Annotated in this window: 9 protein-coding genes, 1 tRNA gene and 2 pseudogenes; 3 read left to right on the top strand and 9 right to left on the bottom strand. The window is 39.4% G+C overall.

Going from position 1 to position 16,804, the window contains the following annotated elements:
* Window positions 1-47: 47 nt before the first annotated feature.
* Together WIW72_RS06425 and cimA are read right to left on the bottom strand one after the other, a co-directional pair.
* A complete protein-coding gene (locus WIW72_RS06425) occupies window positions 48-947 on the bottom strand; it encodes a 4-hydroxybenzoate octaprenyltransferase (protein WP_337703464.1) in 900 nt (299 codons plus the stop codon).
* A gap of 3 nt (window positions 948-950) precedes the next feature.
* Window positions 951-2,525: a citramalate synthase gene (gene cimA, locus WIW72_RS06420; protein WP_337703466.1), complete on the bottom strand. Its 1,575-nt coding sequence runs from the start codon at window positions 2,523-2,525 to the stop codon at window positions 951-953.
* 62 nt (window positions 2,526-2,587) lie between these two features.
* On the opposite strand from cimA, the gene WIW72_RS06415 reads away from it, so the two are divergent.
* Window positions 2,588-3,154 (top strand): hypothetical protein, encoded by a 567-nt coding sequence (locus WIW72_RS06415; RefSeq protein WP_337703468.1) that lies wholly within the window; start codon window positions 2,588-2,590, stop codon window positions 3,152-3,154.
* 27 nt (window positions 3,155-3,181) lie between these two features.
* Here the strand turns inward: WIW72_RS06415 and WIW72_RS06410 are convergent, their stop codons facing one another.
* The 4 genes from WIW72_RS06410 to WIW72_RS06395 form a co-directional block, all read right to left on the bottom strand.
* Window positions 3,182-4,003 (bottom strand): ABC transporter substrate-binding protein, encoded by an 822-nt coding sequence (locus WIW72_RS06410; protein ID WP_337703469.1) that lies wholly within the window; start codon window positions 4,001-4,003, stop codon window positions 3,182-3,184.
* Window positions 4,000-4,806, bottom strand: a complete 807-nt coding sequence (locus WIW72_RS06405) for a hypothetical protein (RefSeq protein WP_337703471.1) — start codon at window positions 4,804-4,806, stop codon at window positions 4,000-4,002. The genes WIW72_RS06410 and WIW72_RS06405 overlap by 4 nt, the downstream gene beginning before the upstream one ends.
* Window positions 4,807-4,920: 114 nt before the next feature.
* Window positions 4,921-6,897 carry a class II glutamine amidotransferase gene (locus WIW72_RS06400; protein ID WP_337703473.1) on the bottom strand — a complete coding sequence of 659 codons (1,977 nt, stop codon included), beginning with the start codon at window positions 6,895-6,897 and terminating at the stop codon, window positions 4,921-4,923.
* Window positions 6,894-9,035, bottom strand: coding sequence for a glutamate synthase-related protein (locus tag WIW72_RS06395; RefSeq protein WP_337703475.1), 2,142 nt, complete (start codon window positions 9,033-9,035; stop codon window positions 6,894-6,896). The genes WIW72_RS06400 and WIW72_RS06395 overlap by 4 nt, the downstream gene beginning before the upstream one ends.
* 365 nt (window positions 9,036-9,400) lie before the next feature.
* Here WIW72_RS06395 and WIW72_RS06390 point away from each other — a divergent pair.
* A pseudogene (locus WIW72_RS06390) lies at window positions 9,401-9,673 on the top strand (putative integrase); the annotation flags it as partial.
* A 152-nt stretch (window positions 9,674-9,825) separates the two neighbouring features.
* Window positions 9,826-10,011, top strand: a pseudogene (locus WIW72_RS06385) (putative integrase); the annotation flags it as partial.
* Between the two features lie 33 nt (window positions 10,012-10,044).
* Here the strand turns inward: WIW72_RS06385 and WIW72_RS06380 are convergent.
* The 3 genes from WIW72_RS06380 to WIW72_RS06370 all read right to left on the bottom strand — a co-directional run bounded on the left by WIW72_RS06380 (window position 10,045) and on the right by WIW72_RS06370 (window position 16,418).
* Window positions 10,045-10,120: transfer RNA gene (locus WIW72_RS06380), tRNA-Gly, on the bottom strand.
* Between the two features lie 127 nt (window positions 10,121-10,247).
* Complete coding sequence (locus WIW72_RS06375) at window positions 10,248-11,684, bottom strand: hypothetical protein (protein WP_337703477.1); 1,437 nt, start codon at window positions 11,682-11,684, stop codon at window positions 10,248-10,250.
* An 84-nt stretch (window positions 11,685-11,768) separates the two neighbouring features.
* Window positions 11,769-16,418, bottom strand: coding sequence for a hypothetical protein (locus WIW72_RS06370; protein ID WP_337703478.1), 4,650 nt, complete (start codon window positions 16,416-16,418; stop codon window positions 11,769-11,771).
* Window positions 16,419-16,804 lie beyond the last annotated feature (386 nt).

Raw genomic sequence — 16,804 nt, 5'->3', positions numbered from 1 at the left:
TGATCAAACCCCTGCATGAATAATGATGATCCTGACCGATTCTGATATTAAATTAGCATTACATCAAATATTATACCCAATCCCAGAACCACCGAAGAGTATATGTTATAATAGAAAGCTTTCCCGAAATTCCCTCTAGCAGCGAGATAGTAGGCATATGCCATTATTAGTCCATGTAAAACAGTAGCTACATAGGCTATATATCCTAGGCCGTAAAAAACGTCCCCAATAAACGCCAAAACTACTGACAATATCTGATTAAAACCAGCAAAAGGCAGAGCCTTATTTCCTAAAAGTACAGCAAAACTGTGAAGACCCATACTTCTGTCGAATTCCGCATCGGGTATATGATTATACAAATCAAATCCTACAGCCCAGAATATTGCAGATAGAACAAAAAACCACGGTACCCCATCTAAGAGTGAGACAATGGAGTGAACGTATAGCCCTAGAGAAGCTACTGCACCGCTGAATATAGCTAACCCTTGAATAGTAGCTAAGTGATAGTTTGCGAACGCCGTATATCTCTTCATATAGGGGTATGTCATTACCACTACGGCTACAAGGGGGGAGAGCAGGAAGGCGTAAATGTTTACAAAGTAAGCAGACACGAAAAACCCCAAGAGCGAGAACACAATTAATATTTTAGCTTCCTTGACTGTTATCTTCCCCGTAACTAGAGGCCTCGTTCTAGTTCTCGGATTTCTAGCATCTATATCACGATCAGCTAAGTTATCATTAGTCATTCCAGCGGTCCTGAGGAAAAATAACGACAGAAAGATCAGAAGTAGTATTGAAAATGGGGGAATTTTCTTTATTGCTACAAAAGCACCTAAATATGCCATAGGTAAACTGAAAAAGGTCTGTTCTATTCTTAAGAAACGGAAATAAATGTATAGCTTACTTCTACTTTCAGTAGCTCCACCTGGATCCCAGCTGTGAACCATGTGTTAATTATTAACCTCAGGGACTTTTAATTTCTTGTTATTAAGTTGCAAATAATAATCTAACCCCTCAATTAACGCCATTACACTAGCCTCGATCACACTAGTAGACACTCCCTCGGTCCTCCACGTCTTCTCGTTGTCCGTAAATTCGATGGTGACCCTTACCACACTCTCTGTATTTTTAATCTCTCCGGGGAGTATAACCCTATAGTCCGTCAGCTTAACTTTACCAATTTCAGGATAAACTTTCTGCAATGCTTTTCTCATAGCTATATCTACTGCATGTACGGGACCTACTCCCTCTGCTACTTCTAGTTGTCCGTTTACTTTTACAACTGCTATTGCTAATTCCCTCTCGTTAATGACTTTCCAGTAGTCTACTTTTATAAGTGGTTGGTATAACCCTAACTCTTTTAGCGCTATTAGGATCGCCGATGCAGGAGCTAGATCAAAACTATATCCCTTGTTTTCAAGTTCTTTTATCTTTGCTAAAGCAGACCTCAATCTGGGATCTTTCTTATTCACTTTTAATCCGACGTTCTCTAGATAAGTTATCAAGTTAGATGAGCCTGAGACTTCAGATATTACAAACCTTCTGGTGTTTCCTACTAACGAGGGGTCTATATGCTCATAAGCTCTGCTCACTTTCATCACTGCGTCCGCATGTACTCCTGCCTTATGAGTAAAGGCGAAATCACCAACGTAAGGCTGATACGGGTTTGGATGCAATCCGGCAATCTCATAGACTATACGTGATACCTCTTTTAACCTCTTCAAACTCTCTTTTCCTCTCAAGACCTCTAAACCCATCTTTAAGGCCAGATTAGGAATTATTTGGATCAGATCGGCGTTTCCAGTCCTTTCCCCAATACCGTTTATAGTACCTTGAACGTGTCTCGCCCCGGCAAGAACACCCATTAGGGTGTTAGCCACTGCGCAACCAGAGTCATTATGCATGTGTAAGCCGACTTTAGTCTTCACGTTTTTAACTACGTCGGCAGTTATCGCATAAACTTCGTGAGGCAGACTCCCTCCGTTCGTATCTGCTAACACAAGTACATCGGCTCCTGCATCTTCGGCGGTCTTTAACACACTCAACGCGTACTCTTTATCTTCCTTATATCCTTGATAGAAGTGCTCGGCGTCGAAAATTACCTTTAGTCCGTGAGATTTTAAGTAACTGATACTATCGTACACCAAGTCCAGGTTTTCCTTTAAACCTATCTTTAGTACATCTGTAACGTGGAGAGTCCAGGACTTTCCGAAAAGGACAGCAACTTCAACATCAGACTTGATTATGGCATTCAGGCTAGGATCTTCCTTCGCAGGGAATTCCTTTCTTCTCGTACTTCCGAAAGCCGCTACCTTAGCTTTAGTTAAACTGTACTTCTTTATCTCCTTGAAGAACTCCTCATCCTTAGGGTTTGAACCCGGCCAACCCCCTTCTATGTAATCTATGCCTAATTCGTCTAATAAGAGGGCTATTCTTATTTTATCGTTTAAAGTAAAGGAGATATTTGCAGTTTGTGCTCCATCTCTTAGTGTAGTATCTAATACCTCAACAGATTTCGTAAACACCGGTCATAGGTTTACATTAATTAAATAAGAATTTAAATTTTGAGTATAGGACAAGATATCCTATGAACAAAAACTTATCATTTGTATTAATAGGTATTTTGATCTTTGTTATAGGTCTGGCGGGTAACTTGTTGATGCCTTTTTATATACCCTATTACCACAAGTTAGATACCGAACTTGTTAACCACACTGTAAACCTGAAAATTAATCCTGTAACCACCGAAAAAGTTATCAACATAACAAGTAACTCTGAAAATAATACCATATACGTAGTAACTAATAACACGAACGTGAATATTTTTGTATATTATAGTAACCTAACTCTAGCCTTAAACAACAGTAACGGTTTTATAGCCGCTAGAGTTTCTCCAGGTAGTTATATAATTGCAGTAAACAACCCCACGCAGGTATCTCAATACGTGTCTTTTCATTACGCTGTCATACCTGCATATGAGTTGACAAACTTCGATAGCTATTCTTCAATAGCGGGTACGGCAACCGAATTTATAATGGCTATAGGAGTAGTAATTGCTGGGATAGGTTTAATAAAGATAATGTTTAGTGGGAGATTAGGAACTAAACTCGATAAAATATTACAGACCCCAGAAAGAGGGAAGAAAAGAAAATAGAGGAAAGAGTTCCACTTTAATTTCCGGTCATTTAAATCCATTAACCGATTCGTAAAGGAATTTAATACCATCAATAATGAAACTAGGCCCCTGATGAGCTAAAAAGTCACCAACAGTGAAGACCACTTTCTTCTTCTTAACTAACTCTTCTAAACCTCTTTCTCTCATCCTTCTTTGAAATCTCTCCTTTTCATAATCCGTAAGCCTTTTCGGTTCATATATTATCAAATCTGGATCTCTCGACAAGACCTCGTCATCACAAGGGGTAAAATAAGCCTCGTCCTTATCATCGAATATGTTCTTGCCGCCTACTAAACTAATCGCGTCACTTACATGAGTAGGATAGCCTGGGGTTATAACACCGCCTAGATCAAACTCTACGTAAACATTCACTCTATTCTGAACATTCCTCTTTTTGTATCTAACAAGAGTATCAAGTAAATATCCTGCGAGTTCTCTACCTCTTTCTTTAGCCCCAGTTGCTAACGAGATTATTTCTACGTTAGTGATTATCCTGAACACCGAGTTAGTCACACCTAACGGATAAACAGTATATCCCTTATTGATTAATCTCTTAGTAAGCTCCTTTTGGGCACCAGTAGTCGTAAAAATAATATCTGGCTTATTCTCCTCAAGAAAATTCTCATTAACATGAGTATAGCTACCGATCTTAGGCTTTTTTCTAGCTTCCTCAGGTCTGTAACTGAAAGCATCAGTAGCTATTATTTTATCTCCTAACCCCATCATAAACAGTGCTTCTGTAGTTGCGGGATCGAGGCTTACAATTCTTTCAATCCTATCGGGTACGGAAACAAACTCATCAAGGATCTCATTATACACTTTTCTCATAACTTCAATACACCTAAGCAAGTTTCGAGACCTAAAGCTCTCTTAACACCTTTTAAAACAACCTTACCCCCGTAATTTAACAACGACGATTCACACGTATCGCCTTCAATTACAGCTACTTCAGCACCTATTAACTTAGCTAGAGACTCTACCATTCTGTTTCTTACTCCCGTCACTATTACATCAATTCTCTTTTCGTTCAGATAAATTGACTTTAACGTTAACTTGATACTGTAAAGGATCACCTCAATTGGGATAGGTTGAATAAACTTCAAACCTACTATAACTTTATATGGTTTTAGGGTGAGCCCCTTACAACTGTTCTCCCCTACCAATATATCGGCGTCACAAGGAAAGTCAGCCTTCTCATATCCCTCGGGAAGTATCAACCCATCTATTCCGGAAGAGTATACATAAACCCTACCCCTCTCTATCAGCTTCCTATTCACATCCCTTAACATTCCTCTCCTAGTCCAATACAACCCGTTTATCCATGAAAACTCCTGAACACTGTAAACACCCATCTCAGACGTTTTAGATGTCAGAACTAAAGTACCGTTTGTAATATCTGATATAATTGAAGCGATAAAAGATACACCACTTTCAATATTGGTTAAAGGGACTACGTATTCCCCGTTTTCAGATACTGAAATAACAGGTTTCGAATCAACATACTTTACAGCCCTTGAAATAGGTCCTACCACTACTTTCAGATTCTCCCCTCTGTTTAACACGTAATATCCCAAAGCATCTAACCCCTCCTTAATTTTCTCTGCAGTTTCCGAACTACCTACAACTTTCACCTTAGTAAAATACAACTCGTAATACTAATACGTAAAGATGTTATATAAACATTAACATGTAGAATAAAAACATTTAGAGGATTTTTTAATAAATTACCCTATTTAAATTAAAAATCATTTACTACCCCTAGCTTTTACTACCGTAAACTTCTCCTTTAATATTTCAGTATAATCAGAACCCATATCCTTTGAGAACTCTTGCAAAACGGGTAACAACTCTTTATACTCCGCCTCACTAAGCTCTCTATACTCAAACTCGGGTATTCCTACTTTCTCTTCGAACAACCTCTTAGCGTACTCTTTAGCTTTTCCCTTAAGCAAGTCCATTACCTCTATATATTCACGTTCTCGTAAAGACTCGAACTCTTCCTCATTGATTAGGTTTTCTAGTAATAGTGCTTTTAACAACTTAACTACTTCGACCTTAGGTGGTTGTAACCCTATTTTAGACGGGGAAACCTTACCCCTTATGTATATTCTACCGCCAACCATTCCAGTTCCTACGAAATTCCCTACCGGCTCACGCCTCACGTTAGTCCCTAGAACTACTATTACACCGCCAGCCATATACTCCCCGAGATAATCGTCCACCATACCCCCGATCACTAGGTAAGGTCTCCTGTCCTTATACTCACGCATCTGGATTCCAACTCTGTTCCCAGCATTACCCTTTACAAACACTTTACCGTTCTGCAAAGTTTGAGCCAGAACGTCCCTCGCATCACCATATATAACTACCTTCCCTCCGTGCATTGTATCACAACAGTCGTCAGCTACATTCCCATAAACATAAAACTCATTATCCTCGTTTAAGTTAGCCATAGAGTTACCTACAACTCCGTATAAATTTACCCTGACTCCATTAATTCCCAAACGCTTAAAGCTAATTCCTATAAACCTGTGACCCATTACATTAGCCACAGTTACCTCTTTTTTGCCCTCATTCTTTACCACCGATGCGATCAATCTGTTTAGTTCATTATAGTTAACATTCTTAGCGTCAATATCGTACTTCTCAGGAATAAATATAGGAGGAGGAGAGAACGAACTCCTCTCCTCTTCATCCCTCCCGTACTCTATTACACCTTTATTAAGAGAAGCAATGAAATACGAGCCGGGCTTCAAAGTCCAGACCTTAGCCTTAGGACTTATCTCCCTTATCTCGTTTTCTTCACTGGCAACATAATAATAGCTCTCGTCTTCACCTATTATAGCAGGCCTGAACTTAGACCTATCCGCTAAGGCTATTAAATAAAGGTCGTCACCGGAATCGTAACCTATTACTGCAGTGAAAGGACCGTCAAGCCTAGCGTTACGGTAATAATAGTCTAACTCCTTGTTTATCACCGAAAACCTCCTTGAGGGATTTACTAAAATTCTCGTAGCCTCTTCAACAGAAAACCCCTCGCTCAACAGCTCCTCGAAGAGAAAAGCGATTACCTCGCTATCAGTACCGACCATTCCCTCCCATCCTCTCTCCATTAAGAACTCTAAATTGGCACCAAACGAGCTTACATCACCATTGTGAACTATTGCTATGTTAAAGGACGAGAAGGGATGAGACCAATAAGGATAATGACCAGGTGAGTTCGTAGGTTGTCTAGTATGAGCTAACCATAAGTCTCCTTCTAACTCTTCTACCTTGTAAGTAATCGCTACATCTCTGGGATATCCTACCCCCTTATAAACCTTTAAAGACGAACCTATACTATATATCCTCCCCATCCTATCTTGTTTCCACATTATCTCGTTTATGTTTCTAAAGGCCTTCCTTAGCTGAGTCAAATCTGAAATCGTTATCTCATATTTACAATCACAAACGTCCCCATCCATATACTCGATCTCGCGGGACTTTACCTCAATTCCGTGAGACGTGAATATGGATTCGAGTTGGGAAGGATCCCTCTCAAAGAACACCTTAACCACATATTTATTATTAGAACTCTTATCAAATACTGCAAAGCCTGCGCCCCTATCACTCCCCCTATATCTTACTCTTTCTATTCCCCTTACCACCGCTTCGCCCTTAATCTTCGGTGCGTTTTTCTTCCTTAATACGCCTAAAACACCACAACCCGATGGATGGATCATAACGAACCAGCCACCTTAACTCTCAGTTTTTTCAACACGTAAGAGTTCAGGTTAACGGCCCTCAACAATTCCCTATTTCCAGTTAGGGAGGACTGTACACTATATATGCCTGCAGCACCAGCTAACAGTGCTATCTCCTTCTTAAACCCTGCTATCAAATTAAAGGCCTTATCCTTTAATCCCGACCTAGAACCTTCACCTATTGCTACGTCCAATACCTTATGAGTCATTATAACACTATCAGCTCCCAACGCCACAAACTTAAATACGTCTCCAGAGTCTCTTATCCTACTGGACTTCACTATCAAGTCAAACTTCTTCCTTACTCCCATCTCTTTGAGTTTAGTATCAACTTGTGATATTACTATTTCTAGATCTTCATTACCTATATCCTCGTCGAATATAAATCCTAGAACACCCTTCAACTCCATTACCTCTTCTATAGCCTCCGAAGAGGAAGGCAAATACACGTAAGTGAAAGGTTTATAATCCTGACTCCACGTTATAGCTCCTTTACCATCAGAGGTTATAGAAACTTCTGAGTATCTGATGTCCGTCTCCAATGAGAAAACTCCAGAGCTTAGAGCTAGAGCAGCCCAGCTCAAAGCTTCCCTCACTTCAGACTGAGCATCAGTAACGTCAAATATCATAGGTAAAGACATGTAGAACCTCCCTTGGGCCAGATAGAAGCTAGTGTCAATATCTTCTCTATAGGGATCTATTGAGGGTCTGGTCACCTGAGCACCATCTGACCTCAGCCAGTCAACGATCCTAGCGGGTTTTTCTACATCAGGCGGTGCAGTACTCCCCATACTTGTTATCACGGGCTCACCCTTGTTTATCAACTCGTGAAGATACACTTTCCTCCTCTTGCTCCAAAGCTCACCTAATTTCGGCGGTAACTCCTCCTCTTCACCCTCTATTCCTAAAACTTCAAGCGTCTCTCTGGATAACCCTTTACCTACTAATAAATCCCTCCTATTCTTTAATTCCTTCAGACTGTTAAGGCCTAGGTTTTCGAGTATGTTAGCTAACTCCAATGTAAAGCCTCTAATATAATTATTTAGAGTCTTAAAGCCGAACTCCATATCGAGTTCTCTAGTCCCGTCTATCTTATTAGTCAAGGCTGAAGGGCACGAACCAATATGACACTTATGTACCATTACACAGCCCATCGCTATTAAGGCACCAGTACCTATACTAACAACATCTGCTCCCAAAGCGATCAATTTTGCCGCATCAGTCGCATCAGCTACCCTACCTGCAGCAATTATTGTAAACTTATCCCTCATACCCTGCTCCCTAAGTACGCGATCGCTTATAGACACTGCTAACTCTATTGGAATCCCTACGTTATCCCTTATTACCACGGGTGTAGCACCTGTACCTGCACCGTGACCATCTATTATTACTCCGTCAGCACCCATCCTCGCAACACCTGAAACTATATAGGGAATGTAGTTAGTCGCCGCTACTTTAACGAAAACCGGCTTACCCGTGGCTTCCTTAAGGGCTTCAATCCTCTGTCCTAAATCTTCTATCGAATATATATCGTGATGCGGAGCTGGAGAAATTGCGTCAATACCCACTGGAATCCTTCTGGTCATGGATATAGGTTCGGTAACTTTACTACCGGGCAAGTGCCCACCTATCCCAGGCTTCGCTCCTTGGCCTATTTTTATTACAACAGCAGCCCCATGGGATAGAACGTCGTAATCTACTCCGAATCTTGCCGAAGCCCATTGTACAAATATCCTCTTATACTTAGCGACTTCAGGATGAAGCCCACCCTCACCAGTACCTGCTAAAGTTTGAGTATAATCAGCTGCCCTAGCTATTATTATATTAGGATTACCGCTTAATGCTCCATAAGACATATCTCCCAAATACAAGGGGGCTGACATGTATATTCCTGCTATTTCCGTAGAGGTGTCAGTACTCGGATTCTCTCGAAGCGTAGATTTCTCACTTTTAAACCTAACCCTATCTAAAATGCGGAGTGAATTACCCCAGTCAGGAAAAATTTTATATGGTTTCCCTGTTAGGGCGAGTTTTCTAATATGCTCTATCCTTTCTATGTTCCAAAATTCTCCGTTAAGCTGTTTAGGCAACGGAAGATAATCCTTTATGATCAACAACAGAGGTCGCTGACATTAATTTGCTCAATATCACTATATATTTGTTTATAAGAATAGAATCAAACTTTGTGGTTTCATATTTCCTCATAATAGGTATTGATCCTCGTAAATTTGTGTCCCATATTATGAAATTCAAATTCAAGTTTTAAAAATTATAGATAAGAGCTAAAAAAATATTAAAAGTATTTAGTTATTTAAAGTACAAACTACCTAGATAAGATGTTGATTTCGTCGTTTTATTAAAAGTTTTTTAATTTTAGTCAAAATGAAGGAAACGAAAGGGTAAATCCTTTATTTCTCTAAAAACATGATATAAGCTAGGAACAACAGATAAAATAAATCTCTAAACAAGATTATGAGAACTCTATTATGTTTTTAAGCTAGATAACGAGAACTGTGAGATAAAAGAGCGTTACGTTGGTCCCTTAACTGACATAGTCGAATCGTATCTAAAAATGAAAGAAAGTAATGGAATCGGGGGCTTACTCCTACTACTGCTAATATTCCTAATCTCTTTATTCAGCCGTGATTTCATACTCTTCTTTATCGCGTTAATAGTTTATATCGTCACGCGTGTTATACGGTCATACAGAGAAAATCGAAGTGTTGCTGCATGTAGCAAAACCAAATTTCCTTAGTAGCTGCAAGCATCAGCACTTTAATTTAGACAGAGCTGCTAAGTATCATACATTCAGTTTTTCGCATAAATGAGGAATCTTTGCCGTCTTTTTTCAAATCGACGCATTTTAACGGCAAAAATTGACGAGTTGCCAATACTTATAAACGCGAATTGGCAACCATAATACTGTGGGGCGAAACGACGGAAAAGCCACGTCCTTATAAATTCGGCGACTATATCTTACGCGAAAGAAAAGGTCGGTATTATGTCTACAATTGGGAGAACGCAAATGGTGAGATAAAGGAGCGCTACGTCGGTTCTTTAATTAACGCAGTCAAATCATATCTGAAATTGAAAAATAGCATTGTGGGTGTGGGGGTACCCCCACTATGCGGCCGCCGGGATTTGAACCCGGGATTACCGGCTTGGGAGGCCGGCGTCCTAATCCAGACTAGACGACGGCCGCAAATAGATAATCGAATAACGTCGTAATAAATTTTACTCCGACAAGACAAAAACCACGTTAAAACATAAAAACCTAAAAAAAGAGAATTTAATAAAATTAAAAAGCGTAAAATAAGTTGAAAAAAAATTTAACTTATCTTCCTATATACGAGGACTATAGCTATTATTGCTACTATTAAACCAAGTATACCTGCAATTATTCCTCCGTATACTAAGGGTAGAATTCCGTTTACCTGAGATTTCAACTGGGATACGGTAGTATTTAGGCTTGATAACTCAGTGCCTAATGTATTAATTGATGCCTTTAGGCTATTCACAGTCCCGCTTAATCCACTTGCTGTCTGATTAACAGTGGTTAACTCTTGGTTCAAGGTATTAACCTCTTTTGTAACTGTAGTTATGCTCTGGTTTAAGGAGGATAACGAAGTAGTTAGAGAGGTTATACTTGTGTTCAATGTTTTGATATATGTGTTCAGTGAATTGATCTCTGTTTGAATTAGCTCTAAGTAAGCTAATGAGTTGTAGTAGGCTTGTACCAACACTGAAACGGATTGGGTTAAGGACATATAGCTCGCGTTAATGTTTAAAGCAACCTCATAGGGTGCTGAAGTAGTGTTAACTACCATGGCTTCTATAGTTATGTTATAGTCACCAGCATAGGGACCACTTGTAATTGGAGACACCGATAACACCTTTACTAATGAAGGATATGCTGAAGAGGCTTGAACAGTAGCATTGCTAATTGACATTCCAGCGAATTCTACTTTAGCTATGATAGACGCAGGTATACCTTGAGTTACAACCACACTAGTTAAAGGAACATTAATGTTACCCGCGTCAACAACTGTTCCGTTCTGCATTACCAATATTGGTATTATTGAAAGCACGGCAGGATAGAGTTTTATAACTTCTGTAACACTCTGGTTACCCACGATAGAGAAAGTTACTGAGTTATTTACGAACCCGCTATACATGGCTACTGCTTCGAATGTCTGAGTGAAATTGAACGATACTACTGAGAAGGTTACAGTACCAGCAGCTCCAGTAGTTCCTTCGGTAATCAACTTATGAACACCATTTGTTGTGTTATATAAATATACCATAGCTCCACTTAATGGAACGCCAGTTTCTCCATTTAGTACCTCTATTGTAACAGTGGCTTGAGCCGGAACGTACACAACTTGTATTACTCCAGTTTTAGTTCCTAAAGGACTTGGAGCCTCTACCGAGACAGCTATTGTATATGTGCCAGGTGTTGACAGTTGTCCTTGTCCAAAGGTTCCCAGGGTTTCGATTACAAATCCTTGAGCATTAGTTTGAGCTGGAGGTAAGTCAACATTAACACCAGATGGAGTTGTTATAGTTATTGTTACTGGCTGATTAGCATATTGAGAACCTGCAGATGCATTAAGGTACAACGTCTGACCATAATGATAGACTTGTCCGTTAGTAAATGGGGAATAGAAAGTTATACCATTACTAGTGTAGGCTGCATTAAAAACTGTAGCCATCGATACTGCTACTAGAAACAACATTATACCAGTTATTAATATAGGATTTTTCATCTTTTACACCACCCATACATAATTCGGAAATTTTCAATAAATAAATAAAAAAGGATTTTAACTTTTACTCAAAATCCCGCCACTTTATGTAGTTATGTTTACGTTAGTAAAGTACAACGATACTGGATATTCAGAGATGGTAGGTCCGCCAGCATAAGGTACTGCGAATAATATTATCACGTACTTACCTGCAGGTAATGAAGATATACCGTTTAATTGCACGTATACTAATAAGCTCTTTACAGCTGGTGGGGTGGCAGTATAGTACAGATACGGCTTAGCTACTACTTGTGAGTAGGAGTAATAGACTATCTCTGTTGGGTTTATTATCTTTCCAGTAGTGGCATTAAAGTCACTAGCTGGATATACTAGTGCTTCTATGTAGAACTCTAATGGGTATGGTAATACGCTAGTTACATATATCTTTATTACTTGGTCAGTGGGCGTTATGGTAAATGATTCGTTGTAGTAGTAGGTGAACTTGTTAGCACTGGGTATAATTCCACTTGGATAGTTGAATGGTGCTAGTCTTATCGGAGTGAAGTTCAAGGCAGTCATATAGGTCATTCCCCTATAACTCTCTACTGGGTCAGATACTGTGTAGTATATTACTACATTGAATCCTACTGATATGTTCTTGTATGGTACGCTAGGTAATAGGAAGTATCCAGCTGGTCCTAGTACATATTGTTTACCACCTAATACTATTGCAAGGCTTCCGTTAGTGTATACGGTAGTGTTGCTGGCAGTCTTTACTGTTGGTGCAGGAAGAGTGCTATTAGGTACTATTGTAAATGGTAATGTACCGTTGAATATTGCAGTACCTGGAGCTGTCTCAGGTATCGTCGGCATTACGTCACCAGATATCGTAGTCTTCTGTCCATATACGTTAACTACTACAGTCTGTCCACTAGTAGCATTGTAGTATATCATGGCCTTGTACTTAGGTCCTACAGTGTTATTGGTGACAATTGTCAAGTTAGTTACTCCTAAAGACAATTCTGAAGTCACAGCGCTGCTTGCATACTGTTTATCAGTGAATGACAAGAACGGCTCCTTATATACCATCTCAGCTATGAACCATGGTGGAGCAAATGTTGGAGTTGGATAGAATGGATATGCTGTCATGAAGAACTCTACTAGTCCGGGCTCCTGAGCTACTGGCATGATACCTACTAGAGCTAGTATCTTTGCATTAGCTATCTTAGTTTGACCAGTTATGTAATCGTGATAGGATATAGACAAGTTGCTACCGTTTAATGCAGAGACGTTCGTGTGCAATATCTTCAATAAACCTGGAATGCTTATCTCGAAGTAGAAGGTACCGTTACAGTACGTCTGTTCTTGTCCATCTAAGGATACGAACAGTGTTGTCAAGTTGCTGAAGGATGGGACTATCCTTACTACACTTCCGTTATGATAGGTTACGTTAATCGATAGCATCTCACCTAGTAGTTGTTCTGTAGCGAGTACGTTTACTAGCTCATATAACGATGATACCCACTCCGCACTTACTACAGTACCAGTAGTGGTATTAAGTGATCCTAGAGCTAAATATGTTGGTAATGTAGAGCCATAGTATGGTTCGTACAATACTAAAGTTGCGGAGGGCGCATATAATGGTATAATGTTACCCTTGAAGTAGAATGTTAAGTTAACTGGAGGTACTTGCATTGTAGCTAATACCTTGTATGTTCCAGTGTACTGTAACTCGTGGTATACTGCATAGTCTGTAGTTTCGTATACAAACTTAAAGCCGCTACCTATGAAGGAACCGTTGGGCACTACTAAGTATATACCTGGACCTTGTCCCACATAAGTTCCGTTAACTGTCTCACCATCAGATACAGACCCGTCTAATTGATACCTTATATATAAATTGATTGTATAATAGGGTTCAGCAGCACCTGGGAATGGTGTTCCCAGAGGAGCAGCCTGTGGTAATAGTTCCATGTGACCTACAGTAGCTATATTACCAGGTAATACATTGTACATCATTGTCTTTCCACCAATTATGGATGTTACATTAAGACCAGCTATACCATATATAGGAACTGCATAGATATTATTTCCGCTGGTAACATTCTTGGACTGTAGGAAGTAGTAGTTTACTAACGGATTGTTACTACCATAGTATTGTAGATAAAGTAACGCCTCAGCATCAACCTCTGGAATCGGCGCTGAATTCGGATTACTGTATAACGGAGTAGAGGTACCATCAACAAACGCACATACTATTGTTGGATCAAATGGAGCTTCTTGTGACATTGGCACGTAACTTATCCCCATTGAGGTTGTTTGGCTATTCATTCCGAATATCCCAGTTACTTTGTATATAGTGCTAGAGTTGAATATCACTGGACCAGTAAAATTATTATAGCTAAAGTTCAGACCGTTAGTCGGTATAGCATAAGTGAAGCTTCCTCCTACATACCCTGGGTCTAATATTGCATCAGGATCGTATATGGTCAATGTGACGTAGTTATTGCAGATGAAGTCAGTATATGGCGGTGCTTGAGTAACACTTATACTTGGAGGTATTACTATACCGTAGAAATATCCGTTGTTAGCCGAAAGTAGTTTATTCTGAGTATCGTATGCTGTTACTACTACGCTGGTCTCATTAGTCCATAGTCCAAAATCTACTAATGCGATATATGCATACTGAGGTTGTTCTTCGAACTCGAGAGTTATTGGAGACTGACCAGTGTCTACAGCGGGAACGTTAGGAGCTTGTAGTGATAATTCAAAATATGGTAAGCTTTTCTGATTTATCCCAATTCCAGCTAAGTTCAAACAACCATGTAACGTGTTAACTGTGAAGGGCTCTTGAGTTCCTACTACATACAATGGATACTCACCAGTTTTAGTCAATCCTTGATAAAATACAGATACCATGTATCCCATTGCAGTGGTTCCGTTTATAATGGGATATGCAGGAGTTAATATTAAGCCATTAAAGCTGTAGTGTCCAGCTGGTACGTTATTGTAGGTTAAGGTGGCGTTGTTAAACAGTGTTGCCGTTACGGATGCCGCAGCTGATGTGAAGTGACCTACTGCAGATATCTGAGATGTTCCTTTTATGGCTATACTGGATGGTGGAGTGGATAATATTGCACTTTGATAAATAGGATATTTGAAACCACTTACCCAAAGTCCTTCATAAGCTGTAGCAGATAACTGGATTATAGCACTGTAATAGCTTAAAGTTGGCTGTGTAGGTTCTACTAGATTTACAGTATAAGTTTTACCATTATTAAATGTACCGGTCAGAGTTAGCTTATTCGGATAGGGGATGTAGTAAGCATATACCGGTAATGTGTAGCCTTTGGTATTATTTGTACCATTAACATATGCTTTTACATAAGTAGTAGCTGGAGCTGAACTGCCAGGTACTGCAGCCTGGAAGTACAAGTTAGATACATATTCTACTACAGTACCATTCTTGTTAACTGGTGTCAATGTTAGTAAGTACAGGTAGTACGATATTCCATTTACGGTGAAGACGCCAGAAGCATTAACTTTCATACCATCTATTGTAATAACGTTACTGCACGTTATTATACCAAAGAACTCCCGATACCCGTTAGAGAAGTTATACGCATTAAACATGAAAGTACTGGGGTAGTTGTCGATCGACGCTATAAATGCCATGCTGGCAAAACTCAATGTCACTGGGCCTGGTACTGAGTAGTTTAACTGGAATGTAAACTGACCAGGGTTTTTATTTCCTAGTAAACCGTCGACTAAAGTGAAGTTAATTAAAGCTCTACCCCATATCACGGGCTTTACGGTCGATACACTAGTTAGTGCGGGACCTAGATAACCGTCAGCCTGAGTTGGATTAATGAATCCAGCTTGTGATGGCGAGGTAGAGAATACGAGTGGAGCGAATATTATTACTTGGCTAGTAGTGGAGGGACCTAATGTAGTTCCACCTATCGTAGTGGCTGGTAAAGTGGCATAGGCACTAAACTCTGCGAACTGCGGCGGCGCTGCAAGATTTTGGAGAGTAGCCAGTTTTGATAAGTCTTGTAGGATTTGATAAGCAGCGGTGCCTTTAGATTGACCTACGGTCTCACCGGTTAACGGATAATATAGAGTACAGTATGGGTTAGTGGCTATATTATTCACTTTAGCTGAAGATAACGTAGTTACGTTGTTTGTGTTAGCATTGTAATAGAATATAGCGGATTCATACGCTTGACTAACATTTGGTAATACACCTTGTAAGTAGTTTATGGGTATGTATTCAGTAGTATTTACAGAGGCCTCTCCATTCAATCCAGTGTACCCTACACCTACTAGGAAGAACACTATCTTGGATGCTGCATCGTAATAAACGTAGTAATTGTTGTTAGTGCCGGCTGGACTCTGTAGGTTCTGAGGTAACGTTACTTCTTGAGGAGAAATAATTACTTGACCAGTCTGAGCATTAGTTTCTTCAAAATACATCTGTATGTTATTAGATATTGCTAATATCAAGTTAGTTATCGCTTTGTATTCATTAGAGTTTATGTTAGTCAAGTTGACGTTTGAAACATTTACTACGAATGCAATTGCTTGTATCGACTGGTTCTCGAGGCTAGATATGTATATAGCACCTATCTGCCCAGCAGATGGTAAAGGTCCTGCAGCTGCTTGCGGTATTATAGTTGTTAATAATGGACTTGCCTCAATTACAATTGAAGCTATAAATAACGTAGATAGGATTAGACCTAACAGTCTATTCATATCACTTCTAAGGGAATGAAGTTCTCTCTATTTATAAATTCTTTTATACGATTGTATACACCTAACAGTTTGGTACTTTAGACCAAATTTTATAGTTTTAACCGTATGGATTAAATTATAAAATACAGCTTTTAAATCTATCTTGAGACCAGTATTAAGCTAAGAAAAATTAAATTTTAGTTCTAATATATTAAATAATATCGATGTTTATTTCCGGTATATAAAGTGTTTACCCGTGGTGTAACTTTTCCTTACTCTTAATTACTTTTACAGCAGTTATGGGAATCTTAGGGAGGTAATACCAAGAAGTCGGTATTAGCGAGAAGTTTTTAATTTTAGACGTCTTCATACTGAAAAGATGTCAAACGGAAAAGGACAAATCGAGT

This window comes from Stygiolobus sp. CP859M (genome assembly GCF_037389975.1).
GTDB lineage: Archaea > Thermoproteota > Thermoprotei_A > Sulfolobales > Sulfolobaceae > Stygiolobus.
This window is presented reverse-complemented; position numbering and strand designations above follow the sequence as displayed.